General features: G+C 74.9%; 26 protein-coding genes. 15 read left to right on the top strand and 11 right to left on the bottom strand.

From position 1 onward, the window contains the following. Positions 1-3: 3 nt before the first annotated feature. Both ilvA and J5O08_RS07355 read left to right on the top strand, forming a co-directional pair. Positions 4-1,209, top strand: a complete 1,206-nt coding sequence (gene ilvA / locus J5O08_RS07360; RefSeq protein ID WP_218706221.1) for a threonine ammonia-lyase — start codon at positions 4-6, stop codon at positions 1,207-1,209. A gap of 190 nt (positions 1,210-1,399) precedes the next feature. Further along, entirely contained in the window at positions 1,400-1,618 is a 219-nt protein-coding gene (locus J5O08_RS07355) for a hypothetical protein (RefSeq protein WP_218706243.1), read from the top strand. 78 nt (positions 1,619-1,696) lie between these two features. Here J5O08_RS07355 and greA read toward each other — a convergent pair whose 3' ends face one another. Then, positions 1,697-2,185, bottom strand: a complete 489-nt coding sequence (gene greA / locus J5O08_RS07350) for a transcription elongation factor GreA (protein WP_217614967.1) — start codon at positions 2,183-2,185, stop codon at positions 1,697-1,699. 225 nt (positions 2,186-2,410) lie between these two features. Further along, positions 2,411-2,815: a DUF4307 domain-containing protein gene (locus J5O08_RS07345; protein ID WP_308281455.1), complete on the bottom strand. Its 405-nt coding sequence runs from the start codon at positions 2,813-2,815 to the stop codon at positions 2,411-2,413. A gap of 133 nt (positions 2,816-2,948) precedes the next feature. Between J5O08_RS07345 and mca the strand changes: the two genes are divergently transcribed. The 3 genes from mca to J5O08_RS07330 are packed head-to-tail and all read left to right on the top strand — an operon-like array spanning position 2,949 to position 4,968. Further along, the gene (gene mca, locus J5O08_RS07340) at positions 2,949-3,806 is read left to right on the top strand and encodes a mycothiol conjugate amidase Mca (RefSeq protein ID WP_147797133.1); all 858 of its coding nucleotides are present in this window, start codon (positions 2,949-2,951) and stop codon (positions 3,804-3,806) included. Continuing rightward, entirely contained in the window at positions 3,803-4,147 is a 345-nt protein-coding gene (locus J5O08_RS07335) for a hypothetical protein (protein ID WP_308281454.1), read from the top strand. The genes mca and J5O08_RS07335 overlap by 4 nt, the downstream gene beginning before the upstream one ends. Continuing rightward, positions 4,144-4,968 carry a carbon-nitrogen hydrolase family protein gene (locus J5O08_RS07330; protein ID WP_218706219.1) on the top strand — a complete coding sequence of 275 codons (825 nt, stop codon included), beginning with the start codon at positions 4,144-4,146 and terminating at the stop codon, positions 4,966-4,968. The genes J5O08_RS07335 and J5O08_RS07330 overlap by 4 nt, the downstream gene beginning before the upstream one ends. Positions 4,969-5,095: 127 nt before the next feature. On the opposite strand, the gene J5O08_RS07325 is transcribed toward J5O08_RS07330, so the two are convergent. Further along, positions 5,096-5,839, bottom strand: a complete 744-nt coding sequence (locus J5O08_RS07325; protein ID WP_217615020.1) for a GTP pyrophosphokinase family protein — start codon at positions 5,837-5,839, stop codon at positions 5,096-5,098. Between the two features lie 95 nt (positions 5,840-5,934). After that, positions 5,935-6,606 (bottom strand): hemolysin III family protein, encoded by a 672-nt coding sequence (locus J5O08_RS07320; protein ID WP_308160935.1) that lies wholly within the window; start codon positions 6,604-6,606, stop codon positions 5,935-5,937. Between the two features lie 209 nt (positions 6,607-6,815). Here J5O08_RS07320 and J5O08_RS07315 point away from each other — a divergent pair, with 209 nt between their 5' ends. Both J5O08_RS07315 and J5O08_RS07310 read left to right on the top strand, forming a co-directional pair. Further along, the gene (locus J5O08_RS07315) at positions 6,816-7,577 is read left to right on the top strand and encodes an isoprenyl transferase (RefSeq protein WP_217614971.1); all 762 of its coding nucleotides are present in this window, start codon (positions 6,816-6,818) and stop codon (positions 7,575-7,577) included. A 291-nt stretch (positions 7,578-7,868) separates the two neighbouring features. After that, positions 7,869-9,215: a PhoH family protein gene (locus J5O08_RS07310; protein ID WP_374225944.1), complete on the top strand. Its 1,347-nt coding sequence runs from the start codon at positions 7,869-7,871 to the stop codon at positions 9,213-9,215. Positions 9,216-9,307: 92 nt separating this feature from the next. Here J5O08_RS07310 and J5O08_RS07305 read toward each other — a convergent pair whose 3' ends face one another. Next, positions 9,308-10,459, bottom strand: coding sequence for an FUSC family protein (locus J5O08_RS07305; RefSeq protein ID WP_218706218.1), 1,152 nt, complete (start codon positions 10,457-10,459; stop codon positions 9,308-9,310). A 74-nt stretch (positions 10,460-10,533) separates the two neighbouring features. Here J5O08_RS07305 and J5O08_RS20855 point away from each other — a divergent pair, with 74 nt between their 5' ends. Together J5O08_RS20855 and J5O08_RS07295 are read left to right on the top strand one after the other, a co-directional pair. Further along, entirely contained in the window at positions 10,534-11,019 is a 486-nt protein-coding gene (locus tag J5O08_RS20855; protein ID WP_218706217.1) for a MarR family transcriptional regulator, read from the top strand. A 198-nt stretch (positions 11,020-11,217) separates the two neighbouring features. Then, positions 11,218-13,350: a methyl-accepting chemotaxis protein gene (locus tag J5O08_RS07295; protein ID WP_218706216.1), complete on the top strand. Its 2,133-nt coding sequence runs from the start codon at positions 11,218-11,220 to the stop codon at positions 13,348-13,350. A 61-nt stretch (positions 13,351-13,411) separates the two neighbouring features. Here the strand turns inward: J5O08_RS07295 and J5O08_RS07290 are convergent, their stop codons facing one another. Both J5O08_RS07290 and J5O08_RS07285 read right to left on the bottom strand, forming a co-directional pair. Then, positions 13,412-14,824 carry an aspartate ammonia-lyase gene (locus tag J5O08_RS07290; RefSeq protein WP_218706215.1) on the bottom strand — a complete coding sequence of 471 codons (1,413 nt, stop codon included), beginning with the start codon at positions 14,822-14,824 and terminating at the stop codon, positions 13,412-13,414. A 196-nt stretch (positions 14,825-15,020) separates the two neighbouring features. Further along, entirely contained in the window at positions 15,021-15,686 is a 666-nt protein-coding gene (locus J5O08_RS07285) for a carbonic anhydrase (protein WP_147795818.1), read from the bottom strand. Between the two features lie 209 nt (positions 15,687-15,895). Between J5O08_RS07285 and J5O08_RS07280 the strand changes: the two genes are divergently transcribed. The 4 genes from J5O08_RS07280 to J5O08_RS07265 are packed head-to-tail and all read left to right on the top strand — an operon-like array spanning position 15,896 to position 20,338. Further along, positions 15,896-17,188 carry an extracellular solute-binding protein gene (locus J5O08_RS07280; protein WP_218706239.1) on the top strand — a complete coding sequence of 431 codons (1,293 nt, stop codon included), beginning with the start codon at positions 15,896-15,898 and terminating at the stop codon, positions 17,186-17,188. A gap of 29 nt (positions 17,189-17,217) precedes the next feature. After that, positions 17,218-18,171 carry a carbohydrate ABC transporter permease gene (locus J5O08_RS07275; protein ID WP_147797136.1) on the top strand — a complete coding sequence of 318 codons (954 nt, stop codon included), beginning with the start codon at positions 17,218-17,220 and terminating at the stop codon, positions 18,169-18,171. Further along, on the top strand, positions 18,171-19,019 hold the full coding sequence (locus tag J5O08_RS07270) for a carbohydrate ABC transporter permease (protein WP_147795819.1): 849 nt from the start codon (positions 18,171-18,173) through the stop codon (positions 19,017-19,019). The genes J5O08_RS07275 and J5O08_RS07270 overlap by 1 nt, the downstream gene beginning before the upstream one ends. Before the next feature lie 26 nt (positions 19,020-19,045). Then, positions 19,046-20,338: an ABC transporter ATP-binding protein gene (locus tag J5O08_RS07265; RefSeq protein ID WP_218706214.1), complete on the top strand. Its 1,293-nt coding sequence runs from the start codon at positions 19,046-19,048 to the stop codon at positions 20,336-20,338. A 102-nt stretch (positions 20,339-20,440) separates the two neighbouring features. Here the strand turns inward: J5O08_RS07265 and J5O08_RS07260 are convergent, their stop codons facing one another. From J5O08_RS07260 to J5O08_RS07250, 3 genes are all read right to left on the bottom strand, one after another. After that, positions 20,441-21,379 (bottom strand): carbohydrate kinase, encoded by a 939-nt coding sequence (locus J5O08_RS07260; protein WP_218706213.1) that lies wholly within the window; start codon positions 21,377-21,379, stop codon positions 20,441-20,443. 103 nt (positions 21,380-21,482) lie between these two features. After that, positions 21,483-21,734 carry an exodeoxyribonuclease VII small subunit gene (locus J5O08_RS07255; protein ID WP_374225943.1) on the bottom strand — a complete coding sequence of 84 codons (252 nt, stop codon included), beginning with the start codon at positions 21,732-21,734 and terminating at the stop codon, positions 21,483-21,485. A gap of 50 nt (positions 21,735-21,784) precedes the next feature. Beyond that, entirely contained in the window at positions 21,785-22,636 is an 852-nt protein-coding gene (locus J5O08_RS07250) for a helix-turn-helix transcriptional regulator (RefSeq protein WP_218706211.1), read from the bottom strand. A 100-nt stretch (positions 22,637-22,736) separates the two neighbouring features. Here J5O08_RS07250 and J5O08_RS07245 point away from each other — a divergent pair, with 100 nt between their 5' ends. Further along, positions 22,737-23,501 carry an SDR family oxidoreductase gene (locus J5O08_RS07245; RefSeq protein WP_218706210.1) on the top strand — a complete coding sequence of 255 codons (765 nt, stop codon included), beginning with the start codon at positions 22,737-22,739 and terminating at the stop codon, positions 23,499-23,501. A 52-nt stretch (positions 23,502-23,553) separates the two neighbouring features. On the opposite strand, the gene xseA is transcribed toward J5O08_RS07245, so the two are convergent. Next, positions 23,554-24,894 (bottom strand): exodeoxyribonuclease VII large subunit, encoded by a 1,341-nt coding sequence (gene xseA / locus J5O08_RS07240; RefSeq protein ID WP_218706209.1) that lies wholly within the window; start codon positions 24,892-24,894, stop codon positions 23,554-23,556. A gap of 72 nt (positions 24,895-24,966) precedes the next feature. Between xseA and J5O08_RS07235 the strand changes: the two genes are divergently transcribed. Continuing rightward, the gene (locus J5O08_RS07235) at positions 24,967-26,007 is read left to right on the top strand and encodes a 4-hydroxy-3-methylbut-2-enyl diphosphate reductase (RefSeq protein ID WP_308281451.1); all 1,041 of its coding nucleotides are present in this window, start codon (positions 24,967-24,969) and stop codon (positions 26,005-26,007) included. Positions 26,008-26,016: the final 9 nt, after the last annotated feature.

Genomic DNA, 26,016 nt, shown 5'->3' with positions numbered 1-26,016 from the left:
CCGGTGACCTTCCTCGACGACGCCCGCGCCGCCGCGCGCCTGCTCCAGGGCGTGGCGACCCGCACCCCGGTGGAGACCTCCAGGGCCCTGTCCCAGATCGCCGGGACGCCGGTGCTGCTCAAGTGCGAGAACCTGCAGCGCGCCGGCTCGTTCAAGATCCGCGGCGCGTACGTGCGGATGGCGCGGCTGTCGCCGGAGGAGCAGGCCCGCGGCGTCGTCGCGGCGAGCGCCGGCAACCACGCGCAGGGCGTCGCCCTGGCGGCGCAGCTGCTCGGCATCGACGCGGTGGTCTACATGCCGGTCGACGCGGCGCTGCCGAAGGTCGCGGCGACCAAGGAGTACGGCGCGGAGGTCCGGCCGCACGGCCGCAGCGTGGACGAGGCGCTCGTCGCGGCGCGCGCCGAGGCGGACCGCACCGGCCGGGTGCTGATCCACCCGTTCGACCACGAGGACATCGTCGCCGGGCAGGGCACGCTGGCGCTGGAGATCCTCGAGCAGGTCCCGGACGTCCGGACGATCGTCGTGCCGCTCGGCGGCGGCGGGCTGGCGGCTGGCATCCAGGCGGTCGTGGCCGAGGTGGCGCCGCACGTCCGCGTGATCGGCGTGCAGGCCGCGCGGGCGGCCGCGTACCCGGCGTCGCTGGTGGCGGGCGAGCCGGTCGCGGCGCCCGAGCTGCACACCATGGCCGACGGCATCGCGGTCGGCACGCCCGGCGCGGTGCCGTTCGCCCTCCTGCAGCGGCACGGCTGCGAGGTGCGCACGGTGTCCGAGGAGGACCTGTCCCGCGCGCTGCTGCTGACCGCCGAGCGGGCGAAGCTCCTGGTCGAGCCGTCGGGCGCCGCGGGCGTCGCGGCCGTCATGGCGGCGCCGCCGGGCGACCTCGAGGGCCCCGTCGTCGTGCTGCTGTCCGGGGGCAACATCGACCCGCTGGTGCTGCTCCGGGTCGTCCGGCACGGCCTCGCGGTGTCCGGCCGGTACCTGCAGCTGCGGGTGCGGGTGCACGACACCCCGGGTGCGCTGGCGGCGCTGCTGCGCGAGCTCGCGACGACCGGCGGCAACGTCATGCACGTCTCGCACGTGCGGACCGGGGTGGACCTGGAGATCGACGAGGTCGAGATCGAGGTCCAGGTCGAGACGAAGGGCCCGGAGCACTGCGCAAGGGTCCTGCAGCACCTCCGCGACGGCGGCTTCCGCCTCGCGGAGCACTGAGGCGCGGCGGGCGCAGCGGGCCGGGCCGGCGCATCGAGGGGGTAGCCGACGCGTCGAGCGAGCAGTCGCGCACTGCTCGCTCGACGCGTCGACTGCTCGCTCGTGGGCTGGCGTCGAGGGCATGGAACGCTGCCGTCGCGTGTTAGGGGGAGTGCGGGCCGGCGCGGCCCGACGGACGAGAGGGACCACGGTGACGAGCACGACGGCCACGACCACCACCCCGGCGACGACGGACCCGGCCGACGGCTGGGTCGACCCGCGCACGCAGATCGAGGTCGGCGTGCTGCTCGCCAACGGCCGGCTCGTGGGCCGGCGGTTCGCGTCCCGCGCGGAGGCCGAGGCGTTCGCGCGGCCGGAGGACGGCGAGCAGGTCGTCGAGTACAACCTCGTCTGCGAGTGCGTGGTCTGACGCCCCGGCCGGCCCCGGACGCACGAGGGCCCCGACCGGATCGCCGGTCGGGGCCCTCGTCGCGTCGCGGGCGGTGCGTCAGCCGGTGAAGGGCTTCGCGTCCGTGATCTCGACCGGGATGTCGCGGCCGTTGGGCGCGGTGTAGGTCACCTTCTCGCCGACCTTGCGGCCGTTGATGGACGCGCCGAGCGGGGACGTCGGGGAGAACACCTCGATGTCGGCGCTGCCGGCGATCTCGCGCGAGCCGAGCAGGAACGTCATGGCGTCCCCGGCGACCACGGCGGTCACGACCATGCCGGGCTCCACCACGCCGTCGTCCGGCGGGGTGCCGATCTGGACGTTGCGGAGCTTCTCCTTGAGCTCGCGGATGCGGGCCTCCTGCTTGGCCTGCTCCTCGCGGGCGGCGTGGTAGCCGCCGTTCTCCTTGAGGTCGCCCTCGTCACGCGCGGCGGCGATCCGCTCGGTGACCTCGGCGCGTCCCGGGCCCTCGAGGTGCTCGAGCTCAGCCTTGAGGCGGTCGTAGGCCTCCTGCGTCAGCCAGGTGGCGGCCTGCGTCGTGTCGGTCACGTCCACTCCTTCCTGCGTGTCGCGCGCCCGGTCAGGACGCGCCGTCGGTGACCCCGGCCAGGCGTGCGCGGACCCGAGCGATGAACGGGGATGCCGTCTCCCTCGCGGTCGCGTCGGCCTGCGGCGACATCGGGCGACGTCGGACCGGGGGCGGCGTATGAATCGGCAAGCATAGCAACTGGCGGTGTCCGGCGTGGCCGGGGTCCACCGTGTCGTGCCGCGCGATCACGCAGCGGAGCAGGACTCCACGACCGCCGACACGGCCAGCTCGGTCGTCGGGATCGTCGTCGTCACGCGCTGCGTGGCGGTGCCCGCCGGGCCGACCTCGACGGTCTGCACGCCGACCTCCGCGTAGGACTCCGACAGCGCCTGCACCCGGCAGGAGACGGTGGACTCGGCGTCCTTCGTGACGTCGAACGTGAGCTGCGTGCTGGTCGGCCCGTCGACCTTGAAGCCGACCACCTTCCAGCTGAGCCCGTCCTGGGCGAGCGCGAGCCAGGCGGCGACGGCCACGGCCAGGACGCCGAGCGCGACCATCGCGAGGCGCCCGGCCCGGCGGCGCCCGGGTCCGGCGGTCTTCCCGTAGCGCCCGGCGGGGAGCTCGGGGGCGGGGGTCGGGGTCGCCGTCACGGTCATCTCCTGGGGGAACGGGTCGCGCGCGGGCCGCGCGGAGTCGTCGGGGTGCGACCATTGTCTCGCGCCGGGTGCCGTACCGGCGACGAGGAGAGGACGACACCACACCGTGACCGAGCAGCTGCGCCTGATGGCGGTGCACGCCCACCCGGACGACGAGTCGAGCAAGGGGGCGGCGACGACCGCCCGGTACGCCGCGGAGGGCGTGGACGTCCTCGTCGTCACCTGCACCGGCGGGGAGCGCGGCGACGTGCTGAACCCGCACCACCCGCCGGTCGAGGGCGGGATCGAGGGGATGCGCGCCGTGCGCCGCGTCGAGATGGCCGCGGCGGCCGCCGCGCTCGGGGTGCGGCAGCACTGGCTGGGCTTCGTCGACTCGGGGCTGCCCGAGGGCGACCCGCTGCCGCCGCTGCCCGAGGGCTGCTTCGCGCTGCAGCCGCTGGAGGAGGCGGCCCGCCCGCTGGTCGAGCTGGTGCGCGAGTTCCGGCCGCACGTCATCACGACGTACGACCCGACGGGCGGCTACCCGCACCCGGACCACATCATGTGCCACCGGGTGGCGTTCGAGGCGTTCCACGCGGCCGGCGACCCCGAGCGGTACCGCGGCGCCGGCGAGCCGTGGGAGCCGCTGAAGCTCTACTACAACCACGGCTTCTCGATGGCCCGGATCCGCGCGGCGCACGAGGCGCTGGTCGAGCGCGGCCTGGAGTCGCCGTTCGGCGAGTGGGTCGAGTCCCGGGCCGCCCGGGAGATCCCGGAGCGCGAGGTCACGACGCTGGTCGACGTGCACGAGCACTTCGACGCGCGGGACGGGGCGCTGCGCGCGCACGCGACCCAGATCGACCCCGAGGGCTTCTTCTTCGCGATGCCGCGGGACCTGGAGCTCGAGGTCTGGCCGACCGAGGAGTTCGAGCTCGCGGAGTCGCGGGTGCCGACCACGCTGCCGGAGGACGACCTGTTCGCCGGCGTCCGGGAGGCGATCGCGTGACCGGGCTGCTGGCGGTCGCGCACGGGACCCTGCTGCAGGGCTGGGGGTCGGTCGCCGCGGCGGTGAGCCCCTCGCCCTCGCCGTCGAGCATCGAGATCCCGCCGGAGGACCAGACGTCGCCCGGGCTGCTCGGGTTCCTCGTGACGTTCGCGGCCGCGGCGGCGGTCATCCTGCTGGCGTTCTCGATGGTCCGGCACCTGCGGGTCGTGGACCGGAACGCCCGGCGGCTGCGCGAGGCCGAGGAGACGGGCGCGCCCGCGGCGGGCGGCGACACCCCCGCGGCCGACGGCCCCGAGCGCCCCGACGGCCCGGCCGCGAGCCCGCCGCGGGGGCGCGCGTGAGCACCCCGCCGCCGGTCCGCCCGGCGGTGCGCGTCACGGTCGGCCAGCTCCGGGTGAGCGACGACCACGACGCCAACCGGGAGGTGGTCCGCCGGGCGTTCGACACCGCGCGCCGAGCGCGGGCCGACGTGCTGGTGCTGCCCGAGTACGCCTCGGGCTTCGACCCGCGGGGGACCGGCCCGGAGCACGTGGAGCCGCTGGACGGCCCGTTCGTGTCCCTGCTGCGCGAGCGCGCCGCCGCGGACGGCGTGGCGGTCCTCGCGGGCACGACCCTGCCGGGCGCGGACCCCGAGCGCGCGGTGAACGCGGTGGTCGCGGTCGCCGCCGACGGCGCGCTGGCGGGGGTGTACCGCAAGGTGCACCTGTACGACGCGTTCGGGCACCGCGAGTCCGAGCGCCTCGAGCCGGGCCCGGCCGACGCGCCGCCGCTGACGCTCGACGTCGCGGGCGTGCGACTCGGCGTGCTGACCTGCTACGACCTGCGGTTCCCCGAGTCCGCGCGCCGTGTGGTCGACGCCGGGGCCGAGGTGCTGGTCGTCCCGGCCGCGTGGGCCGCCGGACCGCTCAAGGCCGAGCACTGGCGCACGCTGGCGACGGCGCGGGCCATCGAGAACACGGCGGTCGTCGTGGCGGTCGGCCAGGCGGGCCGGGGCGTCACCGGGCGGTCGCTGGTGGTCGGGCCGGACGGCGTCGTCGGGCTGGAGCTCGGCGAGGAGCCGGAGCTGCGCACCGTCGACCTGGACCCCGAGGCGCTGCGCGGCGTGCGGGAGTCGAACCCGTCGCTGGCGAACCGCCGCTACCGCGTGGTCCCGGCGGTCTGACGCGTCGGTCCGCCGACGTCGGTGCTCCTGGCCGAGGTCGGTGGTTCCTCGCACCGATCTCGGCGCGGACCACCGACCTCGGCGCACGCGACCCACGAAGACGCCGGCGCCGTGGCCGGTTCCGGGTTCAGCCGCGCGGGCGGCCCTCCGGGTCGACGTCGGTGTCCGGGGACGGCCAGAACGTCCGCAGCAGCTCCTCCGGCGTGAGCACCGCCTCGGCGTGCTCGACCGCGTCGTCGCCCCCGGCGAGCGCGCGGACCTCGTCGTGGATCCGCTCCATCGACGCGTCGAGCTGAGCCGCGACGTCCGCCGCGAGCTTGAGCGAGTCGGTGAGGTGCCGCGGCACCTGCCGGTCGTACTTGTAGTAGATCTTGTGCTCGAGGCTCGCCCAGAAGTCCATGGCGATGGTCCGGAGCTGGATCTCGACGACGACCTGCTCCACGCGGTCGGACAGGTAGACGGGCACCTGCACGATGAGGTGCAGGGACTGGTACCCGTTGCCCTTGGGGTGCGCGATGTAGTCGCGCTCCTCGAGCAGCGTGAGGTCGGCCTGCCCGACGAGCATGTCCCGGACCCGGTAGATGTCCGACACGAACGAGCAGGTCACCCGCACGCCGGCGATGTCGAACATCTGCGCCCGGACGGCGTCGGGGGTCAGCGGGATGCCCTTGCGCCGGCACTTGGTCACGATCGACTCGAACGACTTGAGGCGGCTGCCGACGTGCTCGACCGGGTTGTAGTTCGCCATGTGCCGGAACTCGTCGCGCAGGATCGCGATCTTGGTCATGACCTCGTCGATGCCGAACTTGTAGGTCAGCGCGAGGCGGCGCATGTCGCGCATGAGCGCGCGCAGCTCCGTGGGGTCGGGCATCGCCACCGGGGCGACGGCCTGCTCCCGGGCCGACGGGTCGGGGACGCGGTGCACGGTGCCGGTCATGCCTCCACCGTAGTTCCCCCAAGCGGGGGTCAGCGCAGGACCGCCAGCGCGGCCGCGACGTAGTGGCAGGTGAAGCCGACGACGGTCAGCGCGTGGAAGATCTCGTGGAACCCGAACCAGCGCGGGCTCGGGTTCGGCCGCTTGAGGCCGTAGACCACCGCACCGAGCGTGTAGGCGAGGCCGCCGCCGGCGACGAGCCAGACGACCTCGGGTCCGCCCGTCGGGGCGCGCCAGAACGCGGGCAGGAACCACACCGCCACCCAGCCGAGCGCGATGTACACCGGCACGTAGACCCAGCGCGGCGCGCCGAGCCAGAACACCCGCGCGAGCAACCCGACCAGCGCGCCGGACCACACAATGATCAGCAGCGTCCGGGCGGTCGAGGCGGGCAGCAGGGCCACGGCCAGCGGGGTGTAGGTGCCGGCGATGACCAGGAAGATGTTCGTGTGGTCCATCCGGCGCAGGATCCCGGCGACCCGCGGGGACCAGGTGCCGCGGTGGTAGACCGCGCTCGTGCCGAACAGCAGCATGGCGGCGAGCCCGAACACGGCGCACGCGATCGTCAGCGGCGCGGTGGGCGCGAGCACGACGAGCACGATCGAGGCCGCGGTGACGAGCGGGAACATCCCGGCGTGGATCCAGCCCCGGAGCCGGGGCTTGACGGCGTCGGCGATCTGCTCGGCGGTCTCGGCGACCTTCACGGCGGGTCCTCCCTGTCGGCGGGCTCGGGGGGCGACGCGGACGAGCCTAACCTACGAGTGCGTAGGTTACGGCTGCGTAGGTAGTGCGCCGGCGCGCGGCCGGGGCCTGCACGAATCCTCCCCCTCGGACCTCGCGCCACCGGCCGTCCCGGGGTCCTGGCGAGCGGTAGCGTGAGCACGCCCAGCCGCCCAGACGAGGAGATCCGCGCGTGCGCCTGCCCCACCCGCTCTACGGGCTGTACGAGCGCCGCCTCGCCGCCTCGCTGCCCCGCGACCGGGTCCCGCGGCACGTCGGCGTGATCCTGGACGGCAACCGGCGGTGGGCGCGGCAGCTCGGCGAGTCGACCGCGACGGGCCACCGGCGCGGCGCGGACCGGATCGCGGACCTGCTCGCCTGGGGCGAGGAGGTCGGGGTCGAGGTCGTCACGCTGTGGATGCTGTCGACGGACAACCTCAGCCGCGACCCCGAGGAGCTGGACGCGCTGCTCGGCATCATCGAGGACGCCGTGCGCGAGCTCGCCGCCACCCGGCGCTGGCGGCTGCAGGCGGTGGGCTCGCTGGACCTGCTCCCCGAGCACACCCGCGCGACGCTGCGGGACGCGGAGTCCGCCACCGCCGACGTCCGCGGCCTGCACGTCAACGTGGCGATCGGCTACGGCGGCCGCAAGGAGATCGCGGACGCGGTGCGGTCCTACCTCAGCGAGCGCGCGGCCGAGGGCGCGACGCTCGACGACATCGCCGCGACGTTCGACGTCGAGCACATCGCGGACCACCTGTACACGAAGGGCCAGCCCGACCCGGACCTCGTGATCCGCACGTCGGGGGAGCAGCGGCTCGGCGGGTTCATGCTCTGGCAGTCGGTGCACTCGGAGTACTACTTCTGCGAGGTCTACTGGCCGGACTTCCGGCGGGTCGACTTCCTGCGCGCGGTCCGCGACTACGCCGCCCGGGAGCGCCGGCACGGCCAGTGAGCCGGGGTCGCGGCGACGGCCCGGCGACCCCCGGGTGAACATCGTGTTGCGGATCACACCAGCGGCGTGTCGTGCGCGCCGACGTGTCGGAGGCGCGGCGTAGCGTCCGGAGCAACGGGCGGCACCCGCCGCCCCCGGGAGGCCAGCCCATGGAGCATCCGCTCCGGGGGGAGGGCCGGTCCTGGCCCTCCGTGGCCGGCCGCCCTCGTCCCGTCACCGAGCGCCGCAGGACCCGCGGGTCCGGCGCGAGGGGTCCGACTCGGCGCTGAGCAGCGCCGGAGGGAGCCTGCCGTGGTCAGCAAGCTGGGAACCGCCACCGCCTCGACCGACCAGCCGGAGGGGCGCCGGACGCACGTCCTCGACACCTCCGTCCTCCTGTCGGACCCGCGCGCGATCACGCGGTTCGCCGAGCACGACGTGGTCCTCCCCGTCGTCGTGATCACCGAGCTCGAGGCCAAGCGGCACCACGCCGAGCTCGGCTACTTCGCCCGCGCCGCCCTGCGGCTGCTCGACGACCTGCGGGTCGCGCACGGCGGGCTGGACACGCCGATCCCGCTCGGCGAGCAGGGCGGCACGCTGCGGGTCGAGCTCAACCACACGAACCCCGAGGTGCTGCCGGCCGGGTTCCGGCTGGGCGACAACGACACCCGGATCCTCGCGTGCGCGGCCAACCTCGCGGCGGAGGGCCACGACGTCACGGTCGTGTCCAAGGACCTCCCGATGCGGATCAAGGCGTCGGCGATCGGGCTGCGCGCCGAGGAGTACCGGCACGAGCTCGCCGTCGACTCCGGGTGGACCGGCATGGACGCGCTCGACCTGACCGAGCAGCAGATGGCCGACCTGTGGGAGCACGAGTCGCTCCCGCTGGCCGACCTGCCCGACTCCCCGACGCTGCTGACGCACACCGGCCTCGTGATGCACAGCCCGCGCGGCTCGGCCCTCGGCCGGGTGACCGCCGACAAGCACGTGCAGGTGGTGCGCGGCGACCAGGACGTGTTCGGCCTGCACGGCCGCAGCGCGGAGCAGCGCATCGCGATCGACCTGCTGCTCGACGAGCAGGTCGGCATCGTCTCGCTGGGCGGCCGGGCCGGCACCGGCAAGTCGGCGCTCGCGCTGTGCGCCGGGCTGGAGGCCGTGCTGGAGCGCCGGCAGCACCGCAAGGTCATGGTGTTCCGGCCGCTGTACGCGGTCGGCGGCCAGGAGCTCGGTTACCTGCCGGGCAGCGAGGCCGAGAAGATGAACCCCTGGGCGCAGGCGGTGTTCGACACCCTGAGCGCGGTGGTCAGCCGCGAGGTGGTCGAGGAGATCATCGACCGTGAGCTTCTCGAGGTGCTGCCGCTCACGCACATCCGCGGGCGGTCGCTGCACGACGCGTTCGTGATCGTCGACGAGGCGCAGTCGCTCGAGCGGAACGTGCTGCTCACGGTGCTCTCCCGGATCGGGCAGAGCTCCCGGGTGGTGCTCACGCACGACGTGGCGCAGCGGGACAACCTGCGGGTCGGCCGGCACGACGGCGTCGCGGCGGTGATCGAGGCGCTCAAGGGGCACCCGCTGTTCGCGCACGTGACCCTGACCCGCTCGGAGCGGTCGCCGGTCGCGGCCCTGGTCACGGAGATGCTGGAGGGCATCGAGCTCTGACGGCGGCGGCCGCCCGACCGTGACGCCCGCAGCCCGGCCACGCGTCGCCGAGCGGGCAGAAGATGTCGCCTCCCAGGCCCCGGAAGGGACGTCTACTGCCCGCTCGGCGAGGTGGCGGGGGAGGGGGTGGGCGAGGTGGCGGGAGCGGAAGCGGGGGCGGTCGCGTGGGGCGGGGCCGCGTGCTCCGGGCGGGCCGCCAGGACCGCCACCACGAGGCCCACCACCGCGCCCGCCGCGGTGTCCAGGGCGCGGTCGAGGGCCAGTCGGGCCGGGTCCAGCGGCGCGCCCAGCGACGTCATCAGCAGCGCCATCGGGGTGATCGTGAGCATCGCGACGCCGTAGTGCCGGGCGACGACCAGCTCGGTGGCGGTCTGCAGCGCCACGACGAGCGCCGCGACGGCCCAGAACGGCAGGTCCGCGCCGAGCAGCGGCAGCGCGATCGCGACGCCCGCGGCCGTGCCGGCGGCGCGCTGCAGCGCCCGGACGCCCATGTGCCGGACGTGCGCGCCCTGCAGGACCGCGGCGGCGCCCATGACGGCCCAGGCCGGGTGGCCCCAGCCGGCGGCGGCCGCGACGGACCCGGCGAGCGCGGCGGCCACCGCGACCGAGACGGTGGGGGAGAGCGCCGCGCCGCCGGCCGTTCCGGCGCGCACGACGTCGCGCACCCGCGGCGCGGGCTCGGTCGGGAGCCCGCGGCCCCGGTCGAGCACCCAGCCGGCGTTGCACACCAGGCAGGCGACGAGCGCGCCGCCCGCGACCGCGAGACCCCGCGCCAGGACGTCGCCCGCGCCGGCGGCCGCGGCCGTGCCGGCCCCGGCGGCGAACACCAGGATGGTCGCCCCGGGCGGTCCGGTGCGCAGCGCGACCGCCCCGGCCGTGGCGCCCGCGGCGAGCAGCGTCAGGACGGCCAGCTCTGCGGCCACCGGGGCGCCCGCGGCCGCCAGGGCCGACATCGCCACCACTGCCGCGGTGAGTGCGCCGCCGACGAGCGCCATGAGCCGCAGCCGCCAGGCGTACCCGCTGGACCGCCCGTAGAGCGACGCGAGCGCGCCGAGCGAGGCGTAGCCGGCCAGGTCGTGGCGTCCGATCGCGGCCACCAGCAGGAACGCCAGCGCGACGCTCGCGCCGCACCGCAGGGCGCCGCCGAGGGAGTCCCGGGTGCCCGGGCCGCCCCGGTGCGGCCGGAGGGCGGCGCGGAGCTGGGACGGGTGCAGGAGGGCGGCGGCGAGGGACAGGCGGTGCACCCGGCGATCCTGCCACCGAATCGTTCACCGGTAAATGATTCGTGAAGCAACTCACGCTCGGTAGGGTGGCTGGCGTGGACAGCGTGGACCGCCTGCGCGCGGACTGGGAGCGCGAGGCGCCGGGGCTCGACGTCGCGCCGATCGCCGTCGCCGGGCGGATCACCCGGATCGCCGCGCTGCTGGACGCCCGGGCGGAGGCCGCGCTGGCGGAGGCGGACCTGACGCGGGGCGAGTTCGACGTCCTCTGCGCGCTGCGCCGGGCGGGGCGCGCGCTGCGGGCGGCCGAGGTGTCCACGATCACCGCCGCGTCGCCGGCCGCGATCACCAAGCGGGCGGACACGCTGGTCCGCGCGGGCCTGGTCGCCCGGGCGATCCCGCACCGGGACCGCCGGGGCGTGCTCCTGGAGCTGACCGAGGAGGGGCGCGCCGCGGTCGACCGGCTGATGCCGGAGCACCTCGCCCGGGAGGCCGACGCGCTCGGCGGGCTGGACGCCGGTGAGGCCGCGGCGCTCGCGGCCCTGCTGTCCCGCGTGCTCGTCCGGGTCGAGGGCGGCGCCTGAGCGAGGTCGGGACGCGGGAGCGTCCGAGCAGGTCAGGAGCGATCGCGCACGCGGTCGCCGGGTGAAGTCGGGCAAAACACCGCGTTTCCATCCCTGTGACCGCTCACAAGGGACCAAGGTCCCCCCGATGGGTCGGGGAACCCCGGACGGCCCACCAGGCCGCCCGGAGCCCCCCGCCCCTCGGCCCAGGAGACCACCGTGCCCCTGCCCCGACTGCGCACCTCCCTGCGCGCTCAGCTCGTCGCGACCGGAGCCGGCGCCGTCGCCGTCACCGCCGCCCTGCTCACCGCCGTCGGCGGCTGGCAGGTGACCGGCCTGGCCTCCCAGGCGGGCGACGACGTCGACCGCCTGATGCGCGACTCGATGACCCAGACCACCCAGCAGGCGGTGACGATGGTCGAGACCCAGGTCGCGACCGTCACCGACCGGATGGCCTCGAGCCTCCGGGTCGCCCAGGAGACGTTCGCGCAGGCGGGCGCCCTGACGTTCGACGGCTCGGAGCACTGGACCGTCACGGACCAGACGACCGGCGCCACGGAGGAGGTCGACCTGCCCCGGCTGCAGGTCGGCGGGACGTGGCTCGGCCGCACCACCGACCCGGCGACCCCGGTCCCGGTGGTCGACGAGATCACCACCCTGCTCGACGCGCCCGTCACCGTCTTCCAGCGGGTGAACGCCGAGGGCGACATGCTGCGCGTCGCGACGAGCGTGACCAACGCCGACGGCGCGCGCGTCATCGGCACCGCGATCGGCGCGACCGGCGCCGACGGCAAGCCCAACGCGGTCGTCGCGTCGCTGCTGTCCGGGCAGCCGTACTACGGCACGGCAACCGTGGTCGGCCAGCCGTTCGTCACGGCCTACGCCCCGCTGCTGGCGGGCGACGAGGTGGTCGGCGGCCTGTTCGTCGGCGTCCCGCAGACCGAGGTCGACGCCCCGCTGCGCGCCGCGCTGGCCGAGGTGGCCGTCGGCGAGGAGGGCTACCTGACCGTCGCGGACGCGAACGGGCAGTGGGTCGTCCCGCCGCCGGGCGCCCAGGCGGGCGACGCCGCGGGCTCGGTGGACGCCGACGGCGAGGCGTACGCGCCGCGCCTGGTCGAGGCCGCCGCGGAGCTCGGCGAGGGGGAGACCGCCACCGAGCGCGTCGACCTCGGGGACGCCGGTGCCGCCACCGTGCAGCTCGCGCGGTACGCCCCGTGGGGCTGGACCGTCGCCGCGTGGGGCTTCGACGCCGACCTGCGCGCGGTGTCCGCGGAGCTGGAGTCGGGCGCCAGCACCCTCATGGTCACCCTGCTGGTCGCCGGCCTGGTCGTCGCCGCGGTCGCGGTCGCGCTGGTCGTGTGGATCTCCGGCCGGATCGTCGCCCGCGTCGGGCGGCTCACCACCGCGCTGCGCCGGGTCGCCGACCGCGACCTGTCCGTCGCCGTGCGCGGCGAGGGCCGGGACGAGATCGGCGTCATGGGCGCCGCGCTCGGGGAGGCCATCGACGCGATGCGCGCCGCGCTCACCCGGATGCGCGAGGGCGCCGAGGCCGTGCGCGGCACCGCCGGCCGGCTCGACGGCTCGTCGGGCACGCTGGAGGAGGCCGCGGGCCGCACCGTGTCCCGCGCCGAGGTCGCCGCCGGCTCCGCCTCGGTCGTGAGCACCGAGGTGCAGACGGTGACCGCGGCGATGACGGAGATGCGCGCGTCCATCGAGTCGGTCGCGCAGGACGTGAGCGCGGCCTCCGGCGAGGCGGCGCAGGCCGTGGGCGTGACCGCCGAGGCCGCCTCGGCGGCGGACCGGCTCGCGGCGTCGACCGGCCAGATCGCGGCCGTCCTGGACACCGTGACGACGATCGCCGGCCAGACCCACCTGCTCGCGCTGAACGCCAGCATCGAGGCGGCCCGCGCGGGCAGCGCCGGCGCCGGGTTCGCCGTCGTCGCCGGCGAGGTCAAGGACCTGGCGCAGCAGACCTCGAGCGCGATCGGCACGATCGCGCCGGTGCTCGAGGCCGTCACCCGGGACGCCGCCGACGTGCAGGAGTCGGTGTCCCGGATCTCCCGCGCCGTCGCGACGGTCGACGGGCTGCAGGGCGCGGTGTCCGCCGTGGTCGAGGAGCAGACCGCCACGACGTCCGAGATCGAGCGCAACCTCGTGGTCGCCGCCGAGAGCACGACGGACATCGCCGGCAGCGCCGCGGACGTCGCCCAGGCGGCCGGGCAGGCGTTCGACGGGGCCGCCGAGGTGCGGCAGGCCGTCATCACCCTGGGTGACGTCGCCGCCGAGCTCGCGCGGGGCGCGGAGGAATTCACGCTGAACCGGCCCGCCGCACAGTTCGACCTGGCACGCTAGGCGAGGCGCCGTCGGCCCGGGACCCCCTGCCCCGGACCGGCGGCGCCGTCGCGCGCGGGGGTCAGGCCTTCGGGCGGGTCATGCTCAGCAGGTCGAGCGCCGCGTCGAGCTGCGCCTCGGTGACCTCGCCGCGCGCCACGTAGCCGAGGTCCACCACGGCCTCGCGGACCGTGATGCCCTGCGCCACCGCGTGCTTGGCGATCTTCGCCGCCGCCTCGTAGCCGATCACCCGGTTCAGCGGGGTGACGATCGACGGGGACGACCCGGCGTACGCGGCGCCACGCTCGGTGACGACCTCGATGCCGTCGACGGTGCGGTCGGCGAGCACGCGGCACGCGGCCGCGAGCAGCCGCTCCGACTCCAGGACCGCCTGGCCCATGACCGGGATCTGCACGTTGAGCTCGAAGGAGCCGCTCGCGCCGGCCCACGCCACGGTGGCGTCGTTGCCGACCACGCGCGCGGCGACCATGAGCACGGCCTCCGGGATGACCGGGTTCACCTTGCCCGGCATGATCGACGAGCCCGGCTGCAGGTCGGGGATGCGGATCTCGCCCAGGCCGGTGTTCGGCCCGGAGCCCATCCAGCGCAGGTCGTTGCAGATCTTGGTCAGGCTGACCGCGATGGTCTTCAGCGCGCCCGACAGCTCGACCAGCCCGTCCCGAGCCCCCTGCGCCTCGAAGTGGTCGCGCGCCTCGGTCAGCGGCAGCCCGGTCTCCTCGGCGAGCAGGGCGATGACCCGCTGCGGGAAGCCGGCCGGGGTGTTGATGCCGGTGCCCACCGCCGTGCCGCCGAGCGGGACCTCCGCCACCCGGGGGAGCGCCGCCTGCACCCGCTCGACCCCGCGGCGCACGGCGGCCGCGTAGCCGCCGAACTCCTGGCCGAACGTCACCGGGGTCGCGTCCATCAGGTGCGTGCGGCCGGCCTTCACGTCGCCGGCGTGCTTCTCGGCGAGCCGCTCCAGCGAGGCGGCGAGGTGCTCCAGCGCGGGGACCAGGTCGTTGACGGCACCGTCGGTGGCGGCGACGTGCACCGAGGTCGGGAACACGTCGTTCGAGGACTGCGAGGCGTTGACGTGGTCGTTCGGGTGGACGTCGGCGCCGAGGGACCGGGACGCGAGGGTCGCCAGCACCTCGTTCATGTTCATGTTCGAGGAGGTGCCGGAGCCGGTCTGGTAGACGTCGACCGGGAAGTGCGCGTCGTGCCGGCCGTCGGCGACCTCGTCCGCCGCGTCGGCGATCGCGCGCGCCACGGCGGCGTCGAGGATGCCGAGCTCGGCGTTGGCCAGGGCGGCGGCCTTCTTGACCCGGGCCAGCGCGGCGACGTGGCCGCGCTCCAGGCCGGTCCCGCTGATCGGGAAGTTCTCCACCGCGCGCTGGGTCTGCGCGCGGTAGAGGGCGTCCGCGGGGACGCGGACCTCGCCCATCGTGTCGTGCTCGATGCGGTACTGGACGTCGTCGTCGGCGTGCAGGCTCATGCGGCCGATCCTGCCACCGCCAGGGACCTCGGTCCCGCCCGCGCCCCGCGCGAGGGGCGCGGGGTGGCGCACGTCACACCTCCCCGCGCGCCCCCTCTCGCCGAGATGGCAACTCTCGGCTGTGCGCGCGGCGTGCCGCACAGCCGAGAGTTGCCATCTCGCCGGAGAACGGCGAGCGCGGGGGAGCGGGCAGGCGTCAGGCCGGGACCGGGACGTCGCCGATGTCGCCGATCGCGGACGTCAGGCGCGCGTGGCCGTCCGCCAGCGCGTACTCCACGCCCACGACCGCGACGCGGCCGGCGTCGATGCCCTCGGCCAGCGTGACCGAGTACGAGCGCAGCATGTCGACGGTGTGCCGCACGTGCTCGTGGCCGAGCTCGGCCGGGTCGACCGACGACAGGTCGCGCGGGCGTCCCTCGGCGTCGGCGCCGTGCGCCAGCGACACGATCGACGGGATCACCCGGTCCACCACGGCGCGCACGAATCCGCGCTGCAGCTCGCCGGTGGTGAGCGCCGCCGTGGCCGCCGCCACCGCGCCGCACGAGTCGTGGCCCAGCACGACGACCAGCGAGGCGCCGAGGACCTCGACGCCGTACTCGATGGAGCCGATCACCGTCGTGTCGAGGACGTGGCCGGCGGTCCGGACGACGAACACGTCGCCGAGCCCCTGGTCGAAGATGATCTCGGCCGCGACGCGGCTGTCCGAGCAGCCGAACACGACGGCGAACGGGGCCTGGCCGGTGCTGACCTCGGCGCGGCGGTCGATGCCCTGGGACGGGTGCTCCATGGCGCCGCGGACGAACCGGTCGTTGCCGTCGCGCAGCGCGGCCCAGGCCTCGGCGGGGGTAGTGGGGTGTGCCATGCGGACATGGTCGCACCACGCGGCGCGGGGCGAGGAGCGGTGTCCGCGGGCCGCCCGCGTCCCGCCCGCCCGGGGTGGAACCGCCCGGCTGGACCCTGCTCCGGTGGCAGGCCGCGACCCGCCGGTGTAGCCATGGGGAGGGAAGCGTGGAGACGTCGCGGAGCCCCAGGTGGGAGCGCCGCGACGCCGAGTGAGGGAGAGCGGTGCGCGTGCGAAGACGGTCGAGGGCGATCGCCGGGGTGTCGGTGCTCGCGCTGGGGGCGGGGCTGGCGGCGTGCGCGCCGGCGGACTCCACCCCGGTGCTCACCTGGTACACGAACCCGGACGCGGGGGGCCAGGCGACGCTGGCCCAGCAGTGCACGGAGGAGGCCGGCGGGGCCTACCGCATCGAGGTGTCGGTGCTGCCCCGCGACGCCAGCTCCCAGCGCGAGCAGCTGGCTCGGCGGCTCGCGGCGTCCGACTCGTCGATCGACCTGATGAGCCTCGACCCGCCGTTCATCCCGGAGCTGGCGAACGCCGGCTTCCTGGCGCCGGTGCCGGAGGACATCGCGGAGCAGGTCAGCCAGGACGTCGCGGAGGGCGCGCTCCAGGGCGCCTCGTGGGGCGACGAGCTCGTGACCGTCCCGTTCTGGGCCAACACGCAGCTGCTCTGGTACAAGAAGTCGGTCGCCGAGGCGGCGGGGCTGGACCCCGCGACCACGCCGGTGACCTGGGACCAGATCATGGACGCCGCGCGCGACCAGGACAAGACGCTCGGCGTGCAGGGCATCAAGGCCGAGGCGTACACCGTGTGGATCAACGCCCTGGTCGAGTCGGCCGGCGGGCAGATCGTGGAGAACCCCGAGGCGCCCGCCGAGGACGTGCAGCTGGGCCTCGAGACCGACGCCGGTCGCGAGGCCGCCCGGATCATCGGGGAGATCGGCAAGGACCGCCTCGGCGGGCCCGGGTTGCCGACCCAGGACGAGAACGCCTCGCTCACCCAGTTCCAGGGGGAGAGCGGGTCGTTCATGGTCAACTGGCCGTTCGTCTGGCCGGCCATGCAGGCCTCGGTGGAGGACGGTGCGCTGGACCAGTCGTTCCTCGACGACGTGGGCTGGGCGGTCTACCCGCAGGTGACCGAGGGCACCGACGCCGCGCCGCCGTACGGCGGGATCAACCTCGGCGTCGGCGCGTTCAGCGAGCACGTCGACGAGGCCTACGAGGCCGCCGCGTGCATCGTGCAGCCGGAGAACCAGGCGGCGTACTTCGTCACCGACGGCAACCCGCCGGCGTCGACCGTGGCCTACGACGACCCGAAGGTGCAGGAGACGTTCCCGATGGCGGACGTCATCCGCCAGTCGCTGGAGCAGGCGGCCCCGCGCCCCCAGACCCCGTACTACAACGAGGTCTCCCAGGGTCTCCAGGAGACCTGGCACCCGCCGGCCTCGGTCGACCCCGACCGGACGCCGCAGGAGTCCACGGACTTCATCACCGCCGTGCTGCGAGGGGAGCGACTCCTGTGAGTACCGAGATCACGGGCGCCGCGGCGGGGGTGGCGGCGAAGGCCACCCGCGGCGCGGGCCCCGGAAAGGCGTCGAAGCCCCGCAAGAGCGACCGCGCCCGGGCCGAGGCCCGGCTGGGCTGGTGGCTGGCCGGCCCGGCGTTCGTGGTGATGCTGGCCGTCACCGCCTACCCGATCCTGCAGGCCGTCTACGACTCGCTGTTCCGGTACCGGCTCACCGCGCCGGACGACCGGGCGTTCGTCGGGCTCGGCAACTACGGCGTGGTGCTGGGCGACCCGGTGTTCTGGCAGTCGCTCGGGGTGACGACGCTGATCATGGTGATCACCGTCGCGATCGAGCTGGTGCTCGGCTTCGCCCTGGCGCTCGTCATGCACCGGGCCGTCCTCCGGCTCCGGGGCCTGCTGCGCACCGCGATCCTCGTGCCGTACGGGATCATCACGGTCGTGTCCGCGTTCGCGTGGTTCTACGCGTTCGACATCAGCTCGGGGTACGTGAACAGCTGGTTCGACTGGGTGCCCGGGATCAGCGAGGACCTCAACTGGTTCGCCGGCACCGGCACCAGCCTGTTCGTCATCATCGCGTCCGAGGTCTGGAAGACCACGCCGTTCATCTCGCTGCTGCTGCTCGCGGGCCTGGCGCAGGTGCCGGGCGACCTCGAGGAGGCCGCGCAGGTCGACGGCGCCACCTGGTGGCAGCGGATGAAGCGCGTCGTCCTGCCGAACATGAAGGCCGCGATCATGGTCGCCGTCCTGTTCCGGGCGCTCGACGCGTTCCGCATCTTCGACAACGTGTTCATCATGACGAACGGCGCCAACGGCACCACGGTCCTGTCGCTGCTGGCCTACCGGACGTCCATCGGGCGGCTGGAGATCGGCCTCGGCTCCGCGATCTCGGTGCTGCTGTTCATCTGCGTGATCATCATCTGCTTCATCGCGATCAAGATCTTCAAGGTCGACCTCGCCGGTGCCCGAGGGGAGAAGTGATGGGGACCCTGTCCGGCAAGCAGAAGGTGGCCTGGGCGGCCATCACCGTCGTCGTCCTCGTCTGGGCGCTGTTCCCGGTCGCGTCGATCATCGCGACCTCGTTCAAGCTGCCGAGCGACCTCAGCACCGGCAACTTCCTGCCGACGACCTGGTCCTGGACCAACTACGAGCAGATCCTCGGGCCCGACGGCTCGGCGCAGGAGCTGTTCCTGTCGTCGCTGCGGAACTCGATCGGCATCTCGCTGATCGCCACGGCGATCTCGTCGGTGCTGGCCACGCTCGCGGCGTACGCGATCGCCCGGCTCGACTTCCCGGGCCGCAAGCTGATCCTCACCACCGCGCTCGGGGTGTCGATCTTCCCGGTGATCTCGATCGTCACGCCGCTGTTCAACCTGTGGCGGAACATCGGCCTGTACGACACCTGGCCCGGCCTGATCATCCCGTACCTGTCGCTGACCCTGCCGATCTCGATCTGGACCCTGACCGCGTTCTTCCGGCAGATCCCGTGGGAGCTCGAGCAGGCCGCGCAGGTCGACGGCGCGACCACGTGGCAGGCGTTCCGCAAGGCGATCGTGCCGCTCGCGGCGCCGGGCGTGTTCACCACCGCGCTGATCGCGTTCTTCATCGCGTGGAACGACTTCGTGTACGGCATCTCGCTGACCTCGACCGAGGCGGCCCGGCCCGTGCCCGCCGCGCTGGCGTTCTTCTCCGGGGCCTCGCAGTTCGAGGACCCCACCGGCGCGATCTCCGCCGCCGCCGTCGTCGTGACCATCCCCGTCGTCGTCCTGGTGCTGCTGTTCCAGCGCCAGATCGTGTCCGGGCTGACCCAGGGCGCGGTCAAGGGCTGAGGCCCTCGCCGCGGAAGGAGTACCCCATGGCATCCATCACCCTCACCGACATCGTCAAGAAGTACGGCGACGGCTACCCGGCCGTGAACGGCGTGAGCCTCGACATCAAGGACGGCGAGTTCGTCATCCTCGTCGGGCCGTCCGGCTGCGGGAAGTCGACGCTGCTGCGCATGATCGTCGGCCTCGAGGACATCACCTCCGGCGAGCTGAGGATCGGCGACGAGGTCGTCAACGAGAAGGCCCCGCGCGACCGGCACCTCGCGATGGTGTTCCAGAACTACGCGCTGTACCCGCACCTCACCGTGTACGAGAACATCGCGTTCCCGCTGCGGCTGCAGAAGGGCAAGTACACCGAGGAGCAGATCAAGGACAACGTCGAGTACGCGGCGGACACCCTGGAGCTGCGCGAGCACCTCGACCGCAAGCCGGCGAACCTGTCCGGCGGCCAGCGGCAGCGCGTCGCGATGGGGCGCGCGATCGTCCGGGACGCGCGCGCGTTCCTGTTCGACGAGCCGCTGTCCAACCTGGACGCCAAGCTGCGCGGCCAGATGCGGACCGAGATCGCCCGCATGCAGCGCCGGCTCGGCACCACCACGGTGTACGTGACGCACGACCAGACCGAGGCCATGACGCTCGGCGACCGGGTGGCGGTCCTCCGCAAGGGCGAGCTGCAGCAGGTGGCGAGCCCGCGGGCGCTCTACGAGCAGCCCGTCAACCTGTTCGTGGCCGGGTTCATCGGCTCCCCGCCGATGAACTTCCTGCCCGGCGAGGTGCACGGCGACTCGCTGCGGCTGCCGTTCGGCGACGTGCCGATCCCGGAGTCGGCGCGGGGCAAGCTCGACGGCCGGGAGCTGGTCATCGTCGGCCTGCGGCCGGAGCACGTCGAGGACGCCCGCGTCCTGGACGAGGACAAGCGCGCCAAGGGCGCCACGTTCTCGGCCGAGGTGGACGTCGTCGAGTGGCTGGGTGCGGAGCTGTACGCCTACATCCCGTTCGAGACGCACGCCGACGTCGCGCAGAAGCTCGAGGAGCTCGACCGCGACCTCGACGGCGAGGGGATGCGCACCCAGATGATCGTCGCGCTCGGCTCCGAGAGCCGGGTCCGCGACGGCAGCAGCGCCGACCTGTGGTTCGACCCGAGGCGGCTGCTGATCTTCGACCCGGAGTCGGGAGAGAACCTCACCTACGACGAGGAGGCGGCCCGCCGCATCGACGGCGAGACCGAGGAGGACCGCCGCGCGGCCCTGGAGCGCGCGCACCGCGACGCCGAGAAGCAGTCGAACGGCGAGGCCGCGGGCCGCCACCGCCAGGCGAGCTGACCCGCACCCCCGCGATCTGCCCCGTCGAGGTCGAGGGTTTCCGCCGAGGTCGAGGGTTTCCGTGCCCTCTCCGGGGCGGAACCCTCGACCTCGGCGGTGGGCCTACGCCTCGCCGAGCTCCACGGACGTCGGGGGGTTGGCGCCCGAGCGGGAGACCGTGATCGCGGCGACCTGGGCGCAGCGGACCAGGACGCGCTCGACCGTCGGCCGGTCGATCGCGTGCAGCGCCTCGCGCCGGTCGGCGCCCAGCAGGTCCGCGGACCACAGGCCGTCGACCAGCGCGCCCATGAACGAGTCGCCCGCGCCGACCGTGTCGGCCACCTCGACCCGGGGCGCCTCGACCAGCACCTCGTCGCCGCCCGCCGTGATCGCCAGCGCGCCCTCGCCGCCCAGCGTCACGACGACCAGCGCCGGGCCGCGGCCCAGCCAGTCCCGGGCGATCTCGGCCGGCGCGACCCCCGGGTGCAGCCAGGCCAGGTCCTCGTCGGAGACCTTGACGACGTCGGCCAGCGCGACGAGCCGCTCGACGACCGGCAGCGTGTCCTCGGGGGAGCCCATGAGCGCGGGGCGCAGGTTGGGGTCGTAGGTGATCGTCGACGTGTCCCGGCGGTCGGCCAGCAGGCGGGCGACCGCCTCGCCGCCCGGCGCGATCACCGTGGCGATCGAGCCGGTGTGCACGACGGCGGGGGTGTCGTCGCCCTCGTCCCAGCGCGTCGGGAGGTCCCAGGTGAGGTCGAACTCGTAGGTCGCGGCGCCCTCGGCGTCGAGGTGCGCGCGGGCCACGGGGGTGTGCTCGGGGCCGCGGTCGCCGGCGAGCACGTGCACGTCCGAGCCGGCCAGGTGCTCCCGGACCAGGTCGCCGTGCGCGTCGTCGGCGAGCCAGGTCAGCAGGTCGACGCGCCGGCCCAGCCGGCCGAGGCCGATCGCGACGTTCGCGGGGCTGCCGCCGGGGTGCTCGGCGGGCTCGGCGCCCGGGCGGAGCACGACGTCGACGAGGGCCTCCCCGACGACGAGGGCACGGGCGGCGGGCTGCTCGGTCATGGGGCTCCTTCGCGTCCGGCGGCGGTGCCGGGTCGGGGGTGGGGTCGTGCGGGGTGGAGCGGGGTCGGACGGGGTTGCACGGGGCGCGGGTGCGCCCGCCCCGTCAGGAGCCGGCGTCCTCGCCGTCGGCCGCGCGGGCGGCGTCCAGCCGGGCGCGCGCGCCGTCCAGCCACTGCTGGCAGCGGGCCGCCAGGGCCTCGCCGCGCTCCCAGAGCGCGAGCGACTCCTCGAGCGTCGCGCCACCGGCCTCCAGCCGGGAGACGACGGCGACGAGCTCGTCGCGCGCCTGCTCGTAGGACAGGTCGGCGACGCCGGGGGCGCCGGGGGAGTCGGAGGCGGAGGAGGTGTCGCTCACGGGCACCATCTAACCAACGACCGCCGACCCTCGCGCCCACCCGGGGCCGCTCAGCCCTCGCGCGCCGCGAACTCCTGCGTGCCGAGCACGGCGAGCAGCCGCAGCCGCCCCTCGGCCTCGCTGCGCGGCGCCGCCGTGAGCACCAGCAGCGTCTGCGACCCGTCCTCGGTGAACAGCGCCTGGCAGTCGACCTCGATCGGCCCGACCCGCGGGTGCACCAGCGTCTTGTGGTCCTCGAACCGGCGGGACACCTCGTGCGCCTCCCAGATCGCGACGAACTCCGGGCTCCGGGCGGACAGCGCGCGCACCAGCTCGGCGGCCCGGGAGCGCGGCCCCTCCGCCCCGAGCGTCGCGCGCAGCGAGGCGACCTGCGCCCGGCTCTGCCGGTCCCGGTCCTCGGCCGGGTACATGAGGCGCTCCGTCTCCGGGTGTGCGAACCAGCGGTAGATCGCGCTGCGCTCCCACCCGGTCAGCTGCTCGACGGGGCCGAACAGCGCGCGCGCCAGGTCGTTCTGCACCAGGGTCCGGCCGAGCCCGTCCAGGATCAGCGCCGGGCTGTCGGTGATCCGGTCGAGCACCCGGAGCAGCCCCGGGGCGACGTAGTCCTCGCGGGCCGCGCGGTCCGGGGCGCTGTGCCCCGCGACCCGGTACAGGTAGTCCCGCTCGTCGGGCGTCAGCCGCAGCGCGCGGGCGAGTGAGCCGAGCATCTGGGTGCTGGGCTGCGGGCCGCGGCGCTGCTCGAGCCGGGTGTAGTAGTCCGTCGACATGACGGCGAGCTGCGCGACCTCCTCGCGGCGCAGGCCCGGCGCCCGGCGCCGCGCGCCCGGGGGCAGCCCGACGTCGTCCGGGCGCAGCGCCTCCCGGTGCCGGAGCAGGAAGTCGGCCAGCGCGTCGCGATCCACCCGAGCAGTATCGGCGGGGCGCCGGTGCGCAGCCAGGGATCGGCGGTCCCCCGACAACCGCTCTCTGGCGGGGCCGCGCGAGCCGCCGAAGACTCGGAGCATGCGAATCACCGGTAACACCGTCTTCATCCCCGGCGCGACGAGCGGCATCGGCCTGGCCCTCGCCGTCGCCCTGCACGAGCGGGGGAACGAGGTGATCGTGGGCGGGCGGCGCACCGAGCTGCTCGACCGCGTCACCGCCGAGCACCCCGGCATCCACGCCTACCGGATCGACACCGCCGACGCCGAGGACGTGGCCGAGGTCGCGAAGCGCGTCATCGCGGAGCACCCCGAGGTGAACGTGCTGGTCCCGATGGCCGGCATCATGCGCGTCGAGGACTGGACCGACCCGGCGGGCTTCCTCGCCACCGCCGAGCAGACCGTCACCACCAACGTGCTCGGGCCGATCCGGCTGATCGCCGCGTTCGTCGAGCACCTGCAGACCCGCCCGGACGCCACGATCCTCACCGTGTCCTCCGGGCTGGCGTTCGCCCCGCTGCAGGTCACGCCGACGTACAACGCCAGCAAGGCGTTCATCCACATGCTCAGCGAGTCGATCCGGCTGCAGCTGGCCGGCACGAGCGTCCGCGTCGTCGAGCTCGAGCCGCCGTCGGTGCAGACCGACCTCATGCCGGGGCACCGGGAGAACGCGGACGCGATGCCGCTCGACGACTTCGTCGCCGAGGTCATGGCCCTGCTCGAGGCGCAGCCCGACGCCACGGAGATCCAGGTCGAGCGCGTGAAGTTCCTCCGGTACGGCGAGGCCCGCGGGGACTACCCGCAGGTGGTCGCGGCGCTCAACGCGCGGGACCCGCACGGGAAGTAGCCGGGCGACCGCCGGCCCCCACGGCGCGCGGGGTGGCGGACAGCGGGAGCGGTCAGGCGTCCCCGTCGTCCGCCGCCGCGGGCCGCTTCCGCCCGGGCGCGACCGCCAGCACCGTCGCCATGAGCTCCCCGCGGGACACCCGGATCCGCAGCGAGTCCTTCGCGGCGACCTCGGTCGCCTCCCGCACGACGCGCCCGTCGGACGTCTGCACCACGGCGTACCCGCGGTCGAGCGTCGCCGCGGGGGACAGCGCGCGGACCTGCGCGGCGAGCGCCCGGGTCGACGTCACCGCGCCGGCGAGCGCGTGGTCGAGGCTCCGCCGGGCGTGGTCGCGGGCGCGCAGCACCTCGGCCTCGCGGGTGTCGACCATCGTGTGCGGCCGGGCGAGCACCGGGCGGCTGCGCACCTGCTCCAGGCCGGCGGCCTCGCGGGCCACGCGGTGCTCGACCGCCGACCGGATCCGGGCGCGGGCCTGCGTGACGCGGGCCCGCTCCTCGCCGACGTCCGGCACGATCCGCTTCGCGGCGTCGGTCGGGGTGGACGCGCGGTAGTCGGCGACCAGGTCCAGCAGCGGGGTGTCGGTCTCGTGGCCGATAGCGGATACCAGCGGGGTCCGGCAGGCCGCGGCGGCGCGCACCATCGCCTCGTTGCTGAACGGCAGCAGGTCCTCGACCGAGCCGCCGCCGCGCGCGACGACGATCACCTCGACCCGGGGGTCCGCGTCCAGCTCGGCGATCGCCCGGCTGACCTGCGGCACCGCGCCGACGCCCTGCACCGCGACCTCGCGGATGACGAACTCGACCTGGGGCCAGCGCGCGCGGGCGTTCACCACCACGTCGTGCTCCGCCTTCGACTCCCGCCCGCACACCAGGCCGACGACCCGCGGCAGGAACGGCAGCGGCACCCGGCGCTCGGGGTCGAACAGGCCCTCCGCGGCGAGCACCCGCTTGAGGTGCTCGATCCGGGCGAGCAGCTCGCCCACGCCGACCGCACGCACCTCGTCCGCGTTGAGCTGCAGCGTGCCGCGCTTGGTCCAGAACGTCGGGCGCGCGTGCACCACGACGTGCGCGCCCTCGGCGAGCGGGGTCGCGGCGCCGGACAGCACGCCCGCGGGCATCGACACGGGCAGCGACATGTCGGTGTCCGTGTCGCGCAGCGTGAGGAACGCGATGTTCGCGCCCGGGCGCCGGTTGAGCTGGACGACCTGGCCCTCGACCCACAGCGGCGACATCTTCGCGACGTAGTCGGCGATCTTCACCGAGAGCAGCCGCACGGGCCAGGGGCGCTCGGCGGTCGTCTCGTTCGCGCGGGCGGGCAGCTCGGCGGGCGCGCCGGGTGCCGAGGCACCGGGGGCGTCCGCGCGGGGCGTCGTGGGGGAGGACTGCTGCTGCACGGGCCCACCCTGCCACGCGCTCCCGACACCGGCCGACCCGCCCGCGCCGCCCGGGCGACCTACGATGGGCGCGTGACCCTCGGCACCGAGCCCGGCCCCGCGACCGCGGGCCGTCGCGTGCTGCTGGCCGCCCCGCGCGGGTACTGCGCCGGCGTGGACCGCGCGGTCGTCGCCGTCGAGCAGGCCCTCGAGCACTACGGCGCCCCGGTGTACGTGCGCAAGGAGATCGTGCACAACCGGCACGTCGTGGACACCCTCGCGGCCCGCGGCGCGGTCTTCGTCGACGAGACCGACGAGGTGCCCGAGGGCGCCCGCGTGGTGTTCTCGGCGCACGGGGTGTCCCCGGCGGTGCGCGCGGCGGCGGAGGCCCGGTCGCTGCGGACGATCGACGCGACCTGCCCCCTGGTCACCAAGGTGCACAAGGAGGCGGTGCGGTTCGCCGCGGCGGACCTCGACATCCTGCTGATCGGGCACACCGGGCACGAGGAGGTCGAGGGCACCCAGGGCGAGGCGCCCGCGCACGTCCAGGTGGTCGACTCCCCGGACGCCGTGGCCGACGTGGTGGTCCGCGACGAGAGCCGGGTCGTGTGGATCTCGCAGACCACGCTGTCGGTGGACGAGACGATGGAGACCGTCCGGCGGCTGCGCGAGCGGTTCCCGCTGCTGCAGGACCCGCCGAGCGACGACATCTGCTACGCCACCCAGAACCGGCAGGTCGCGGTCAAGAAGCTCGCGCCGGAGTGCGACGTGGTGATCACCGTCGGCTCGGCGAACTCGTCGAACTCGGTGCGGCTGGTCGAGGTCGCGCTCGAATACGGTGCCCGCGCGTCGTACCGGGTGGACACCGCCGCGCAGGTCGACCCGGCGTGGCTGGCGGGCGCCCGGACGGTCGGGGTGACCTCAGGGGCGTCCGTGCCGGAGATCCTGGTCCGGGACGTGCTGGACCTGCTCGCGGCGCACGGGTTCGGCGACGTCGAGGAGGTGCGGACCGCCACCGAGGACCTCATGTTCTCGCTGCCGCGGGAGCTGCGCGCGGACCTGCGCGCGGCCGGCGGGGACGACCCGCGCCCGCGCCGCGGCGACCGCCCCGACCTGGCCGTCCGCCCCGTCTGACCCGGGCCC

Origin of the sequence: Cellulomonas sp. PS-H5, from assembly GCF_019265565.1 — a bacterium.
Classification (GTDB): domain Bacteria; phylum Actinomycetota; class Actinomycetes; order Actinomycetales; family Cellulomonadaceae; genus Cellulomonas.
Note: the sequence above shows the minus strand (reverse complement) of the source record. Positions and strands in the feature narration are given on the sequence as shown.